13 protein-coding genes are annotated in these 13,970 nt (G+C 62.0%); 10 read left to right on the top strand and 3 right to left on the bottom strand.

Going from position 1 to position 13,970, the window contains the following annotated elements; translation table 11 throughout:
• Positions 1-154: 154 nt before the first annotated feature.
• Positions 155-484 (bottom strand): DUF1820 family protein, encoded by a 330-nt coding sequence (locus AC30D9_RS26630; RefSeq protein WP_095080627.1) that lies wholly within the window; start codon positions 482-484, stop codon positions 155-157.
• 133 nt (positions 485-617) lie between these two features.
• On the opposite strand from AC30D9_RS26630, the gene miaB reads away from it, so the two are divergent.
• The 5 genes from miaB to lnt all read left to right on the top strand — a co-directional run bounded on the left by miaB (position 618) and on the right by lnt (position 6,056).
• Positions 618-1,946 (top strand): tRNA (N6-isopentenyl adenosine(37)-C2)-methylthiotransferase MiaB, encoded by a 1,329-nt coding sequence (gene miaB, locus AC30D9_RS26625; RefSeq protein WP_167659362.1) that lies wholly within the window; start codon positions 618-620, stop codon positions 1,944-1,946.
• A 217-nt stretch (positions 1,947-2,163) separates the two neighbouring features.
• Entirely contained in the window at positions 2,164-3,174 is a 1,011-nt protein-coding gene (locus tag AC30D9_RS26620; protein ID WP_134925954.1) for a PhoH family protein, read from the top strand.
• Positions 3,167-3,625 (top strand): rRNA maturation RNase YbeY, encoded by a 459-nt coding sequence (ybeY, locus tag AC30D9_RS26615; RefSeq protein WP_490145185.1) that lies wholly within the window; start codon positions 3,167-3,169, stop codon positions 3,623-3,625. Before AC30D9_RS26620 ends, ybeY begins: the two co-directional genes overlap by 8 nt.
• Before the next feature lie 40 nt (positions 3,626-3,665).
• Complete coding sequence (locus AC30D9_RS26610; RefSeq protein WP_003205870.1) at positions 3,666-4,505, top strand: CorC family transporter; 840 nt, start codon at positions 3,666-3,668, stop codon at positions 4,503-4,505.
• 27 nt (positions 4,506-4,532) lie between these two features.
• Positions 4,533-6,056 (top strand): apolipoprotein N-acyltransferase, encoded by a 1,524-nt coding sequence (lnt, locus tag AC30D9_RS26605; RefSeq protein WP_307575180.1) that lies wholly within the window; start codon positions 4,533-4,535, stop codon positions 6,054-6,056.
• A 147-nt stretch (positions 6,057-6,203) separates the two neighbouring features.
• Here the strand turns inward: lnt and AC30D9_RS26600 are convergent, their stop codons facing one another.
• A complete protein-coding gene (locus AC30D9_RS26600; protein WP_134925957.1) occupies positions 6,204-6,965 on the bottom strand; it encodes a YdcF family protein in 762 nt (253 codons plus the stop codon).
• A gap of 103 nt (positions 6,966-7,068) precedes the next feature.
• A complete protein-coding gene (locus tag AC30D9_RS26595; RefSeq protein ID WP_134925958.1) occupies positions 7,069-7,389 on the bottom strand; it encodes a hypothetical protein in 321 nt (106 codons plus the stop codon).
• A gap of 303 nt (positions 7,390-7,692) precedes the next feature.
• Between AC30D9_RS26595 and leuS the strand changes: the two genes are divergently transcribed.
• The 5 genes from leuS (at position 7,693) to AC30D9_RS26570 (ending at position 13,907) form a co-directional block, all read left to right on the top strand.
• Complete coding sequence (leuS, locus tag AC30D9_RS26590) at positions 7,693-10,299, top strand: leucine--tRNA ligase (RefSeq protein ID WP_490145184.1); 2,607 nt, start codon at positions 7,693-7,695, stop codon at positions 10,297-10,299.
• 89 nt (positions 10,300-10,388) lie between these two features.
• The gene (locus tag AC30D9_RS26585) at positions 10,389-10,994 is read left to right on the top strand and encodes an LPS-assembly lipoprotein LptE (protein WP_134925960.1); all 606 of its coding nucleotides are present in this window, start codon (positions 10,389-10,391) and stop codon (positions 10,992-10,994) included.
• Positions 10,995-11,033: 39 nt separating this feature from the next.
• On the top strand, positions 11,034-12,071 hold the full coding sequence (gene holA, locus AC30D9_RS26580) for a DNA polymerase III subunit delta (protein WP_307575186.1): 1,038 nt from the start codon (positions 11,034-11,036) through the stop codon (positions 12,069-12,071).
• A gap of 276 nt (positions 12,072-12,347) precedes the next feature.
• Positions 12,348-12,512, top strand: coding sequence for an alternative ribosome rescue factor ArfA (gene arfA / locus AC30D9_RS26575; RefSeq protein WP_030140368.1), 165 nt, complete (start codon positions 12,348-12,350; stop codon positions 12,510-12,512).
• 72 nt (positions 12,513-12,584) lie between these two features.
• A complete protein-coding gene (locus AC30D9_RS26570) occupies positions 12,585-13,907 on the top strand; it encodes a lytic murein transglycosylase (protein WP_490145183.1) in 1,323 nt (440 codons plus the stop codon).
• Positions 13,908-13,970 lie beyond the last annotated feature (63 nt).

Raw genomic sequence — 13,970 nt, 5'->3', positions numbered from 1 at the left:
TGGCGAGGGGATTTATCCCCGCTGGGGCGCGAAGCGGCCCTAAAACCTGACACATCGGTATTAGAGATTGAGTTGACTGCTTTGGGGCGCTTCGCTGCCCAGCGGGGATAAATCCCCTCGCCACAAAGTACGGTGTTTAACTTACTAGACAGGTTTATTTCTCAGGCATCGGCATCGGAAACGGCATCACATTGCCGACCGAGCCGCGGGCTTCGCTGATTTTCGGGGTGCCCAGGCGTTCGACTTCGTCGATGCGCACGATCGAATGCATCGGCACGAAGCTGCGCACCACGCCTTCGAACTGCGCCTTGAGCTTTTCTTCGCTCGGATCGACGACCACTTGCGTGCGCTCGCCAAAGACGAACTCTTCCACTTCCAGGAAGCCCCACAGATCACTTTGATAGATCTGCTTGGCGTACATTTCGAACACCTGGCCCTGGTTGAGGAAAATCACCTTGTAGATTGGAGCTTCACGTTTGGTCATGGCTGGCGAAACACATCGGCGGGTAAAAATGAGGGCGCGAACTATAGCATAGCCACTGCTCGCGCAGCGGTAGGAACCGGGGGACTTGTTCCCTATAATGCGCGGTTCTTTGAATCACGTGATGATCCCGTCCATGGCCAAGAAGCTTTACATCGAAACCCACGGTTGCCAGATGAACGAGTACGACAGCTCGCGCATGGTCGATCTGTTGGGTGAACACCAGGCCCTGGAAGTCACCGCCCGCGCTGAAGATGCGGACGTGATCCTGCTCAACACCTGCTCGATCCGCGAACGCGCCCAGGACCGGGTGTACTCCCAACTGGGCCGCTGGCGCGAGCTGAAGCTGGCCAACCCGGAAATGGTCATCGCCGTGGGCGGTTGCGTGGCCAGCCAGGAAGGCGCCGCCATCCGTGATCGCGCACCGTACGTGGACGTGGTCTTCGGCCCGCAGACCCTGCACCGCCTGCCGGAGATGATCGACGCCGCCCGCAGCACCAAGCTGCCGCAAGTGGACGTCTCGTTCCCGGAGATCGAAAAATTCGACCACTTGCCCGAACCACGCATCGACGGCCCAAGTGCCTATGTGTCGGTGATGGAAGGTTGCAGCAAGTACTGCACGTTCTGCGTGGTGCCCTACACCCGTGGCGAAGAGGTCAGCCGACCGTTCGACGACGTGATTGCCGAGATCATCCACCTGGCGGAAAACGGCGTGCGCGAAGTGACGCTGCTGGGGCAAAACGTCAACGGCTATCGCGGCTTGACTCATGATGGCCGCCTGGCGGACCTCGCCGAGCTGATCCGCGTGGTAGCGGCAGTGGATGGCATCGACCGCATCCGCTATACCACCTCGCACCCACTGGAATTCTCCGACAGCCTGATCCAGGCCCATGCCGAGGTTCCCGAGCTGGTCAAGCACCTGCACTTGCCGGTGCAGTCGGGTTCCGACCGGATCCTGGCGGCCATGAAGCGCAACCACACGGCCCTGGAGTACAAATCCAAGCTGCGCAAGTTGCGCGCGGCAGTGCCGGGGATCTGCATCAGTTCGGACTTTATCGTCGGCTTCCCCGGCGAAACCGAGAAAGACTTCCAGCAGACCATGAAGCTGATCGAAGATGTGGGCTTCGACTTTTCCTATTCCTTCGTCTACAGCCAGCGCCCTGGAACCCCGGCGGCCGATCTCGCCGACGAAACCCCTGAAGAAGTGAAAAAGGAACGGCTCAACGCCTTGCAACACCGTCTCAACCAGCAAGGTTTCGAGATCAGCCGACAAATGGTCGGCTCCATCCAGCGGATCCTGGTGACCGATTACTCGAAAAAAGATCCGGGCGAATTGCAAGGCCGGACCGAGAACAACCGCATCGTCAACTTCCGCTGCGACACCCCGGCCCTGATCGGCCAGTTCGCCGACGTGCACATCGACGCCGCGCAACCGCACTCGCTGCGCGGTTCGCTGGTCCAGTAGCAACAGCTTTCCCTGTGGGAGCGGGCTTGCTCGCGAATGCGGTATACCAGGCAACACATGCACTGAATGTAAGACCGCTTTCGCGAGCAAGCCCGCTCCCACACAAGACCACGTCGGTCGCCGGAATCAGATTGCCCTTTTTAAGAGCTTTCGCACCCAGCCTACTGGCGTTATCCTTGATTTCACCTTAATTGCCCCTGGGCGGCTAAAAACGACCTTGAACGCACCCATCGAACCACATCGCTTTATTCTCGAGCCCTTTGAGGCTCGCCGCTTCGCCAATCTGTGCGGGCAATTCGACGAGCACCTGCGCTTGATCGAACAGCGCCTGGCCATCGAGATCCGCAATCGCGGAAACCAGTTCGAGCTGATCGGCGAACCCAAGCACACCACCTCCGCGGAAAACCTGCTGCGCCGTCTCTACCGGGAAACCAAGGGGAGCGAGCTGTCGCCGGATACGGTCCACCTGTTCCTGCAAGAGTCGGCTGTCGAAGAACTCGACAACCACGCCCCGTCGGAACCTGCCGTGGCCCTGCGCACGAAGAAAGGCATGATTCGCCCTCGCGGCTTGAATCAGCAGCGCTACGTGAAGGAAATCCTGGCCAACGACATCAACTTCGGCATCGGCCCGGCCGGTACCGGCAAGACCTACCTGGCCGTGGCCTGCGCCGTCGATGCGCTGGAGCGCGAACAGGTACGACGCATCCTGCTGGTGCGACCGGCGGTCGAAGCGGGTGAGAAACTCGGCTTCCTGCCCGGCGACCTGGCCCAGAAGATCGACCCATACCTGCGCCCGCTCTATGACGCGCTGTACGAAATGCTCGGCTTCGAATACGTCGCCAAGCTGATCGAGCGCCAGGTCATCGAGGTCGCGCCGCTGGCCTACATGCGCGGCCGGACCCTGAACAACAGCTTCATCATCCTCGACGAAAGCCAGAACACCACGGTCGAGCAGATGAAAATGTTCCTGACCCGGATCGGCTTCGGTTCCACCGCCGTCATCACCGGGGACATCACCCAGGTCGACCTGCCCCGTGGCACCAAGTCCGGGCTGAACCATGTGATCCAGGTGCTCAAGGACGTGCCGGGCATCAGCTTCACGCATTTCATGCCCAAGGACGTTGTGCGCCATCCGTTGGTGCAGCGCATCGTCGAAGCCTACGAGCGTTTCGAGCATCGCGCCGAGCAAGAGTCGGCCGACAGCCAAGGCAATGGCCGCAATGCTTGAACTCGACCTGCAAGTGGCCTGCGAACACGCCGCCCCCAGCGAAGCCCAGTTCCGCCAATGGTGCGAACTGGCCCTGCGCCAACGCAGCGCCGACTCGGAGCTGACGATCCGCCTGGTGGACGAACCCGAAGGCCGCGAACTGAACCACACCTGGCGGCAGAAAGACTACGCCACCAACGTGCTGTCGTTCCCCGCCGACGTTCCCGACGAACTGCTCGACATCCCGTTGCTCGGCGACCTGGTGATCTGCGTCCCGGTGGTGGAGCGTGAAGCGGCCGAACAAGGCAAGCCCCCTGAGGCCCACTGGGCCCATCTGGTGATTCACGGCTGCTTGCATCTGCTGGGTTACGACCATATAGAAGATGCCGAAGCCGAAGAAATGGAAGCACTGGAACGAACGTTGCTTGCAGAGCTGGGTCATCCCGACCCTTACGCCGGCGACGAACACTGATACATCAACCTGTAACGACAAAGGATTCAGAGTAATCGCTATGAGCGAAGATCGATCGAGCAACGGGCAGAAGTCATGGCTGGGCAAGCTCACCCAGGCTTTTGCCCATGAGCCGAAAAACCGCCAGGAGCTGCTGGAGCTGCTGCGCGATGCACACCAGAACAAACTGCTGGACAGCGAAGCGCTGGCCATCGTCGAAGGCGCCATCCAGGTCGCTGACCTGCAAGTACGCGACATCATGGTTCCGCGCTCGCAGATGGTCAGCATCAAGGCGACCCAGACCCCGCGTGAATTTTTGCCCGCCGTGGTCGACTCCGCTCACTCGCGCTACCCGGTCGTCGGCGAAAGCCATGACGATGTCATGGGCGTGCTGCTGGCCAAGGACCTGCTGCCGCTGATCCTTCAGGAAAACGGCGACAGCTTCAACATCAAGGACCTGCTGCGCCCGGCCACCTTCGTGCCCGAGTCCAAGCGTTTGAACGTGCTGCTGCGTGAGTTCCGCGCCAACCATAACCACATGGCCATCGTCATCGACGAATACGGCGGCGTGGCCGGCCTGGTCACCATCGAAGACGTGCTCGAGCAGATCGTCGGCGACATCGAAGACGAACACGATGTCGAGGAAGACAGCTACATCAAGCCCCTGCCCAGCGGCGACTTCCTGATCAAGGCCCTGACGCCGATCGAAAACTTCAATGAATTCTTCGACAGCCAATTCTCCGACGATGAGTTCGACACCGTCGGCGGCCTGGTGATGAGCGCTTTCGGGCATCTGCCCAAGCGCAACGAAACCACGGAAATCGGTTCCTGGCGCTTCCGCATCCTGAATGCCGACAGCCGTCGGATTCACCTGCTGCGCCTTTCCCCCATTGGCCGATAACCCCTGCGAGACCCGCTAAGGACAAAAATGCGCTGGATAACCCGCCCCGGCTGGCCCGGTAACCTGCTGGCCATGGCGGCCGGCGCGATCACCACCCTGGCCCTGGCGCCGTTCAATATCTGGCCGCTGGCATTGCTGGCGGTCGGTTTGTTCTATGCCGGGCTGCGCGAGTTGTCGCCGCGCCAGGCCCTGGGCCGGGGCTGGTGTTTCGGTTTTGGCCTGTTCGGCGCCGGCACCAGTTGGATCTACGTCAGCATCCATAACTTCGGCGGCGCCTCGGTGCTGCTCGCCGGGCTGCTGATGCTGCTGTTCATCGCCGCCATCGCCTGGTTCTTCGCCCTACCCGCCTGGCTCTGGGCGCGCTGGCTGCGTCGCAACGAGGCGCCGCTGGCCGATGCCTTGGCGTTCGCCGCGCTGTGGTTGGGCCAGGAAGCCTTCCGTGGCTGGTTCCTCACCGGATTCCCGTGGCTCTATTCCGGCTACAGCCAACTCGACGGCCCGCTGTCCGGCCTCGCGCCGCTGGGCGGGATGTGGCTGATCTCCTTCACCCTGGCCCTGACCGCCGCGCTGCTTTACAACGCGCCCCGATTGATCCGCAGCCGGCGCAAAGGTTTTATCGCAGCAGGCGTAGTGCTGCTGATCGGCCCATGGGTGGCCGGCATGGCTCTCAAGGGGCATGCCTGGACCAGCCCTTCGGGCGATCCGCTGAGCGTCGCGGCGATCCAGGGCAACATCGAACAAAGCATGAAGTGGGACCCCGAGCAGCTCAACGCGCAACTGGCGCTGTACCGCGACATGAGCTTCGCCTCCAAGCGCGTCGACCTGCTGATCTGGCCGGAAACCGCGGTGCCGGTGCTCAAGGACTCCGCCCAGGGCTACCTGGACATGATGGGCAGCTTCGCCGCCGAACGGCAGTCGGCGTTGATCACCGGCGTACCGATTCGCCAACTGGTGCGCCACGAGAAGCGCTATTTCAACGGCATCACCGTGACCGGCGAAGGCGATGGCACCTACCTGAAGCAGAAACTCGTGCCGTTCGGCGAATACGTACCGCTGCAGGACATCCTGCGCGGCCTGATCGCGTTCTTCGACCTGCCCATGTCGGATTTCGCCCGGGGCCCGGCCGACCAGCCATTGCTGCAGGCCAAGGGTTACCAGATCGCACCGTTCATCTGCTATGAGGTGGTCTACCCGGAATTTGCCGCCAGCCTCTCGGCACGCAGCGACTTGCTGCTGACCATCAGCAACGACACCTGGTTCGGTACCTCGATCGGCCCGTTGCAGCATCTGCAAATGGCGCAGATGCGCGCCTTGGAAGCCGGCCGCTGGATGATTCGCGCCACCAACAACGGCGTGACCGGCCTGATCAACCCTTTCGGTCAGATCACCGCACAAATCCCGCAATTCGAGCGTGGCATCCTGTATGGCGAAGTGGTGCCGATGCACGACCTGACGCCGTACCTGCAATGGCGTTCGTGGCCGTTGATCATCCTGTGCGTGTTGCTGCTGGGCTGGGCGTTGATGGCGGGACGGATGGCCAAGACCGTTTAAGGTTTTCGATAACTTGTGGCGAGGGGATTTATCCCCGCTGGGCTGCGAAGCAGCCCTAAAAGCCTGAGACAGCGGTGTGCCAGACAGTTTGAATGGGCGCGCTTAGCGCCCCAGCGGGGATAAATCCCCTCGCCACAACCGCCGCCCTCAGCGGTAAAACAACCAATACCCCACCAGCCCCACCGCCTCGTTCATCAACTGCCCGGATTGCCAGATCGCCTTGAACTCCGGCATCCAGCCGCCCAACGGCCGGGCATTGTCCTGCCCCAGGAATCCCACCGGCGCCGGCACCACGTCAAACCCCGACCGCTGAAAACTCCAGACCACCCGTGGCATGTGCCAGGCCTGGGACACCACCACGACCCGCTTGATGCCTTGCGGCAGCAGGATCTCGGCGCTCATCCGGGCGTTTTCCCAGGTCGTACGGCTACGCCCCTCCTGCCAGCGCACGTTGACGCCGAAATCCTCCTGCATCGAGTCGGCCATCAGCTGGGCCTCGCTGGGCGGGGAGCCATAGTGCAAGCCGCCGGATGTCAGCACCGGCAAGCCTGAAGCCTTGGCCAGGCGCGCGGCATAACGCTGGCGCTCCAAGCCGACGCCGGTGGGTTGGTCGGCGCCCCAGGCCAGGTCACCGCGCTCACGGCCCGAACCGAGCACCACAATGGCGTCGGCACGTTGGGCCAGGGTCGCCCAATCACTGAGCAATAGCGGCGGTTCACGCTCCAACGCCTTGGCGCTCCACTGCACCACCACCGGCAGGCTCATCAGCCAGAAACCACCCAACCCAACGAAAAAGCACAAGCGGGCCAGCCGCGGCCGAGAGTTGCGCCACCACCAGGCAAGCGCCAACAGCAGCAAAAGAATGCCGGGCGGCAACAAAAGTTGTTTGATGAAATAGCGAAACGGCATCGGGCATCTCCATAGATGCCCGAAGCCTAGGTGGGTTGACGCAAAGCGACAACAGATTCGAAAAAACCTTGAATCAAAAAGAGCGACACGCGTGAATCCGGCTTTACTTGAACTGCAGCGACCGGACCTTTACAGCATCCTTGTCAGGCGTCCGGTCCTTGAGCCATACAACCTTGGCCGAACGGGGCGCATCGAGACGCTTGAGTACCTGGGCCCCACTGGTGGGAACTTGATGTCCGGCCTGTTCGAGGTAAGCCTTGACCAGTTCGAACTCTGCGGGGCTCAAGCCACGCAGTTCCAGCTCTGCCGGGCGCTCATCACGCAAGCGACCGGCGGTTCTTGCAGCGTCCAGGGCCACCCCGAGACGATCGATCAGTTTTTCATATAACTCAGGTGTAGCGACTTTTCGTTGTGATTCAACCATCCCTCACCTCATTGAAGATAAGACTCACTCCCCATTGAGAAGCTTAGCTTCGCTGGGCAAACCGGCAGGGCGCCGCGACCAACGGCCCTGAACACCGGTCATCGCCGATGATTGGCAATGGTTTGGCAACGGTTGACCAGCAATCAGGGTTTCCCTCGGCAGAGCGCGGTCATGTATGCTACGGCGCTTCCTGTAACTCCACTTCCAGCTTGGCTGGGCATCGAAAACGCCGCATTCGGCGTCGTCTGCGTCCAGCATGGCAACGAAGAGGATTGGGCCACCCCATTCAGTACAAAAGTAGCCATGCACGAACACTACCAGCCCCGTGAAATCGAAGCCGCCGCCCAGTCGTTCTGGGACGAGCAAAAGTCCTTTGAAGTCAGTGAACAGCCAGGCAAGGAGACTTACTACTGCCTGTCGATGTTCCCTTACCCCAGCGGCAAGCTACACATGGGGCACGTGCGCAACTACACCATCGGCGACGTGATCTCCCGCTACCAGCGCATGCAAGGCAAGAACGTCCTGCAACCCATGGGTTGGGATGCCTTCGGCATGCCGGCGGAAAACGCCGCGATGAAGAACAACGTGGCCCCCGCCAAGTGGACCTACGAAAACATCGCCTACATGAAGACCCAACTGCGTAGCCTGGGCCTGGCGGTGGACTGGTCCCGCGAGGTCACCACCTGCAAGCCCGAGTACTACCGCTGGGAACAATGGCTGTTCACCCGCCTGTTCGAAAAAGGCGTGATCTACCGCAAGAACGGCACTGTGAACTGGGACCCGGTGGACCAGACCGTACTGGCCAACGAGCAAGTGATCGACGGTCGCGGCTGGCGTTCCGGCGCGCTGATCGAAAAGCGCGAAATCCCGATGTACTACTTCAAGATCACCGCCTACGCGGATGAACTCCTGGAGAGCCTCGACGAACTGACTGGCTGGCCTGAACAGGTCAAGACCATGCAGCGCAACTGGATCGGCAAGTCCCGGGGCATGGAAGTGCAGTTCCCCTACGACGTCGCCTCCATTGGCGAAGCCGGCGCCCTGAAAGTCTTCACCACCCGTCCGGACACGCTGATGGGTGCCACTTATGTGGCCGTGGCCGCCGAGCATCCGCTGGCGACCCTGGCCGCCCGCAACAACCCCGAACTGCAAGCGTTCATCGCCGAATGCAAGGGCGGTAGCGTCGCCGAAGCCGACGTCGCCACCCAGGAAAAGAAAGGCCTGCCGACCTCGCTGTTCGTCGAGCACCCGCTCACCGGCGAGAAACTCCCGGTGTGGGTCGCCAACTACGTGCTGATGCACTACGGCGACGGTGCGGTCATGGCCGTGCCGGCCCACGACGAACGCGATTTCGAATTCGCCCACAAATACAACCTGCCGGTCAAAACCGTCGTGCGCACCAGCGCCGGTGACCAGACCCCAGCCCCTTGGCAGGACGCCTACGGCGAACACGGCGAGCTGATCAACTCCGGCGAATTCGACGGCCTGGATTTCCCCGGCGCGTTCGATGCCATCGAAGTGGCCCTGATCAAGAAGAACCTCGGCGCTTCGCGCACCCAGTTCCGCCTGCGGGACTGGGGCATCAGCCGCCAGCGCTACTGGGGCTGCCCGATTCCGATCGTGCATTGCGACACCTGCGGCGACGTACCGGTGCCGGAAGATCAACTGCCCGTGGTCCTGCCCGAAGACGTCGTACCCGACGGCGCCGGTTCGCCCCTGGCACGCATGCCTGAGTTCTATGAGTGCAGCTGCCCGAAATGTGGCGCCCCGGCCAAGCGTGAAACCGACACCATGGACACCTTCGTCGAGTCCTCGTGGTACTACGCCCGCTATGCCTCGCCGCACTTTGAAGGTGGCCTGGTGGAAAAATCCGCGGCTGACCACTGGTTGCCGGTGGATCAATATATTGGCGGCATCGAGCACGCCATTCTCCACCTGCTCTACGCGCGCTTCTTCCACAAGCTGATGCGTGACGAAGGCCTGGTGAGTTCCAACGAACCGTTCAAGAACCTGCTGACCCAAGGCATGGTGATCGCCGAGACCTACTATCGTCGCGAAGCCAACGGTGCCTACACCTGGTTCAACCCGAGCGACGTCGAACTCGAACGCGACAGCAAAGCCAAAGTGATCAGCGCCAAGCTGATTGCCGATGGCCTGCCGGTGGAAATCGGCGGCACCGAGAAAATGGCCAAGTCGAAGAACAACGGCGTTGATCCACAGTCGATGATCGACCAGTTCGGTGCCGACACCTGCCGCCTGTTCATGATGTTCGCCTCGCCACCTGACATGAGCGCAGAGTGGTCCGACTCGGGCGTCGAGGGCTCGCACCGCTTCCTCAAGCGCGTCTGGCGCCTGGCGCAGGCCCACGTCACTCAGGGCCTGCCGGGCAAACTGGACATCAGCCGCCTGAACGACGAACAGAAAGCCATTCGTCGCTCGATTCACCTGGCCATCAAGCAGGCCAGCCATGACGTCGGCCAGAACCACAAATTCAACACCGCCATCGCCCAGGTGATGACGCTGATGAACGTGCTGGAAAAAGCCGCGCAAGGCACCGAACAGGATCGCGCACTGGTTCACGAAGGCCTGGAGGCCGTGACCTTGCTGCTGGCACCGATCACGCCGCACATCAGCCACGAGCTGTGGAATCGCCTGGGTCACGCCGACCCGGTGATCGACGCCGGCTGGCCGGTGGTGGACGAAACCGCGCTGGTCCAGGACAGCCTGACCCTGGTCATCCAGGTCAACGGCAAGCTGCGCGGCCAGATCGAAATGCCAGCCGCTGCCACGCGCGAAGAAGTCGAAGCCGCTGCGCGGGCCAATGAAAACGTACTGCGCTTCGTCGATGGCCTGACGATTCGCAAAGTGATCGTCGTGCCCGGCAAGCTGGTCAACATCGTCGCAAGCTAATTGGATCGGGCGCAGGCTTGAGCCTGGCGCCGAATACAACCTGCGGGGTCGCATGGTCGACCCCCATAGGGTTCAAGGGGAGCAACAAGATGATCAAACGTAATCTGCTGGTAGTGGGCCTGGCGGTCCTGTTGAGCGCCTGCGGCTTCCAACTGCGCGGCACCGGCACCACCGAGCTGGCGGTCAAGGAACTGGACCTCAGCGCACGGGACGCCTATGGCGAAACCGTGAAAATGCTGCGCCAGACCCTGGAGAACAGCGGCGTCAAGGTCTACAGCGGTGCACCGTACAAGCTGGTGCTGACCGGTGAACAACAAAGCCAGCGCAGCCTGAGCTATGCCGGCGCCGGTCGTTCGGCCGAGTACGAACTGACCAACGTGCTGAACTATGAGATCCGCGGCCACAACGACCTGTCGCTGCTGGACGACAAGCTCCAGGTGCAAAAGGTCTACCTGCACGACGGCAACAACATCACCGGCTCTGACCAGGAGTCCATCGAAGTGCGCGGCGAAATGCGTCGTGAACTCGTACAGCGCATGATGCTGCGTCTGCAACAACTGAGCCCGGCCCAGTTGGAGCAACTGCAACAGACCGCCGACGCCCGTGCCAAGGCCGAAGCCGATGCGCTGGAAGCGGCACGCAAGGCTGAAGCGGAAACCCCGCAACAGTCGCCGATGCAGATCCCGGCTGAATAAGCCTTGCGGGGCGCTCCGGCGCCCCGCTCGCCCGCCCTTATGAAGCTCGCTCCCGCTCAACTCGGCAAACACCTGCAAGGCGTCCTCGCGCCGGTCTACATCATCAGTGGCGATGACCCACTGCTGTGCCAGGAAGCCGCCGACGCCATCCGCTCTGCGGCACGCCAGCAAGGTTTCGATGAACGCCAGGTATTCGCCGCCGACGCCAGTTTCGACTGGGGCACGCTGCTGCAAGCCGGGGCGAGCATGTCGTTGTTCGCCGAAAAACGCCTGCTGGAACTGCGTCTGCCCTCCGGCAAACCCGGTGACAAGGGTGCCGCCGCGCTGATCGAATACTGCTCTCGCCCCGCCGAAGACACAGTGTTGCTGATCAGCTTGCCGAAACTCGACGGCAGCGCGCAGAAGACCAAATGGGGCAAGGCCCTGGTCGAAGGCCCGCAGACCCAGTTCGTGCAGATCTGGCCGGTGGATGTCAGCCAGTTGCCCAGCTGGATCCGCCAGCGCCTGTCCCAGGCCGGCCTCTCGGCCAGCCAGGACGCGGTAGAGCTGATTGCCGCCCGGGTCGAAGGCAACCTGCTGGCCGCCGCCCAGGAAATCGAAAAGCTCAAGCTGATGGCCGAAGGCGGGCAGATCACCGTGGAAACGGTGCAGGCCGCCGTGGCCGACAGCGCGCGCTTCGATGTCTTCGGGCTGACCGATGCGATCCTCAACGGCGAAGCCGCCCATGCATTGCGCATGCTCGAAGGCCTGCGCGGCGAAGGCGTCGAGCCGCCGGTGATCCTCTGGGCCCTGGCCCGGGAGTTGCGCCTGCTGGCCAATCTGTCCCTGCAATACAGCCAGGGTGTACCGCTGGACAAAGCCTTCAGTCAGGCCCGCCCGCCCGTCTGGGACAAACGCAAACCGCTGATGAGCAAGGCCCTGCAACGCTATTCCGCACCGCGCTGGGCGCAATTGCTGCTCGAGGCCCAGCGCATCGATGCGCAGATCAAGGGCCAGGCCGCGGGCTCGCCGTGGATGAGCCTGAGTCGGTTGTCGCTGTTGATGGCCGGGCAGCGACTCCCTTTGCCCGCTGAGTAGTCACTCAGCAGAAGCACACTGCACACCTGTGGCGAAGGGATTTATCCCCGCTGGGTTGCGAAGCGACCCCAAAACTAGGCGCCGTGGAGTGTCAGGCAGTTTGTAATGAGGGCGCTTCGCGCCCCAGCGGGGATAAATCCCCTCGCCACAGGTCATCTTCCACCACAAGTTGCGTGTCCGTCTGATGACACTGCTTGCACAACCCAGGGACTGGACAACCTCCCAACTCTGTCCCATGATTTGCCCCGCAAAAACCACCCCACGAGAGATCCCATCATGAGCAAAAAGCCATCCAGGCATGGCCCCAACAAGGCCAAGTCCATCGTCGCCCAACCCCTGTTCCGCAGCCGCCAGGAACGACCCGCCAAGGGCAAGGGCAGCTACCGCCGCGAAGCCTTCCAGTCTGACAACTGGGAGGCTTCTTGCTTTCTGGCAGCTTGAAACAACCGGACAAGCCCTACAGCCCTTTCGCATGATAAGGTCAGCACCTGATTTGTATTTTTGGACCCGTGCATGCCCTTTTGTCTTTCTCGTCGTTGGCCACTGCGCCAAATGATCGTTGCCGCAAGTGTCGCCCTGCTTGTCGCCTGCGCCGAAAAACCTACCGCCGCCGACGCCCAACCACTCCAGACCGCCCCTGCCGTGACCGCTCCGGCCATCGTGCCGCCCGTGGTGCCGAACGGTGAAGACCTGACCATTGCGCCCACCCAGACCTTCGCTGAATGGCAGGCCGGGTTTCGCAAGGAAGCCCTGGCCGCCGGGATCCGTGGAGATCTGTTCGACCGTGCGTTTATCGGCGTCAGCCCGGACATGAGCGTGATCAAGGCCGACCGCAGTCAGCCGGAGTTCACCCGCCCGGTGTGGGAATACCTCGATGGCGCGTTGTCGCCACTGCGAGTCAACAAGGGCAAGAGCCTGATTCAGCAGAACGCCCAGGTCCTGCAAAGCATCGAGCAGCGTTATGGCGTCGATCGCGAGGCGCTGGTGGCGGTGTGGGGCATGGAAAGCAACTTCGGCCAGTTCCAGGGCACCAAGTCGGTGATCAACTCCCTGGCGACCCTCGCCTACGAAGGACGGCGCCCGGGCTTTGCCCATGCGCAACTGATCGCGGCCCTGCAAATCCTGCAACAGGGCGACATCACACCAGAAAAAATGCTCGGTTCGTGGGCCGGCGCCATGGGCCAGACCCAGTTCATTCCCACCACGTACAACACCCATGCGGTGGACTTCGATGGTGACGGTCGTCGCGACATCTGGGGCAGCTCCACCGATGCCCTGGCCTCGACCGCCCATTACCTGCAAAGCTCCGGCTGGCAACGTGGTCAACCGTGGGGCTTCGAGGTCTCGCTCAATGAAGGCTTCGACTACACGCTGGCCGATGGCACGATCCGCAAGCCTGTCTCCGAATGGATGCGGCTGGGCGTTTCAGAATTTGGCGGCCTGCCGATAACCCCCGATCAAGCACAGCTATCGGCGGCCCTGCTGCTGCCGGCCGGTCATCGTGGCCCGGCGTTCCTGATCTTCGATAACTTCCGCGCCATTCTCAAGTACAACAACTCATCGTCCTACGCCCTGGCGGTTGGCTTGTTGTCACAGCGCTTCAATGGTGCAGGGCTGGTCTATGGCCAGTGGCCAAAAGAAGACCTGCCCCTGAGCCGCAGCGAACGCATCGAACTGCAGACCCTGCTGGGCAAGCACAACTACGACGCGGGCAACCCCGATGGCATCATCGGCGCCAACACCCGCAAGGCCATCCGCAGCGCCCAGCAGTCGTTCGGCTGGCCGGCGGATGGGTATCCGACGCACCAGTTGCTGGAGGCGTTGCGTAGCCGCTGAATCAGCTTATGGCGGCGACCGCCATCGCGAGCAGGCTCGCTCCCACAGGTGTTCGCGGTCAAC

The organism is Pseudomonas sp. DF11 (genome assembly GCF_058148565.1).
The sequence above is the reverse complement of the archived record's forward strand: the minus strand, read 5'-3'. Positions and strand labels throughout refer to the sequence as shown.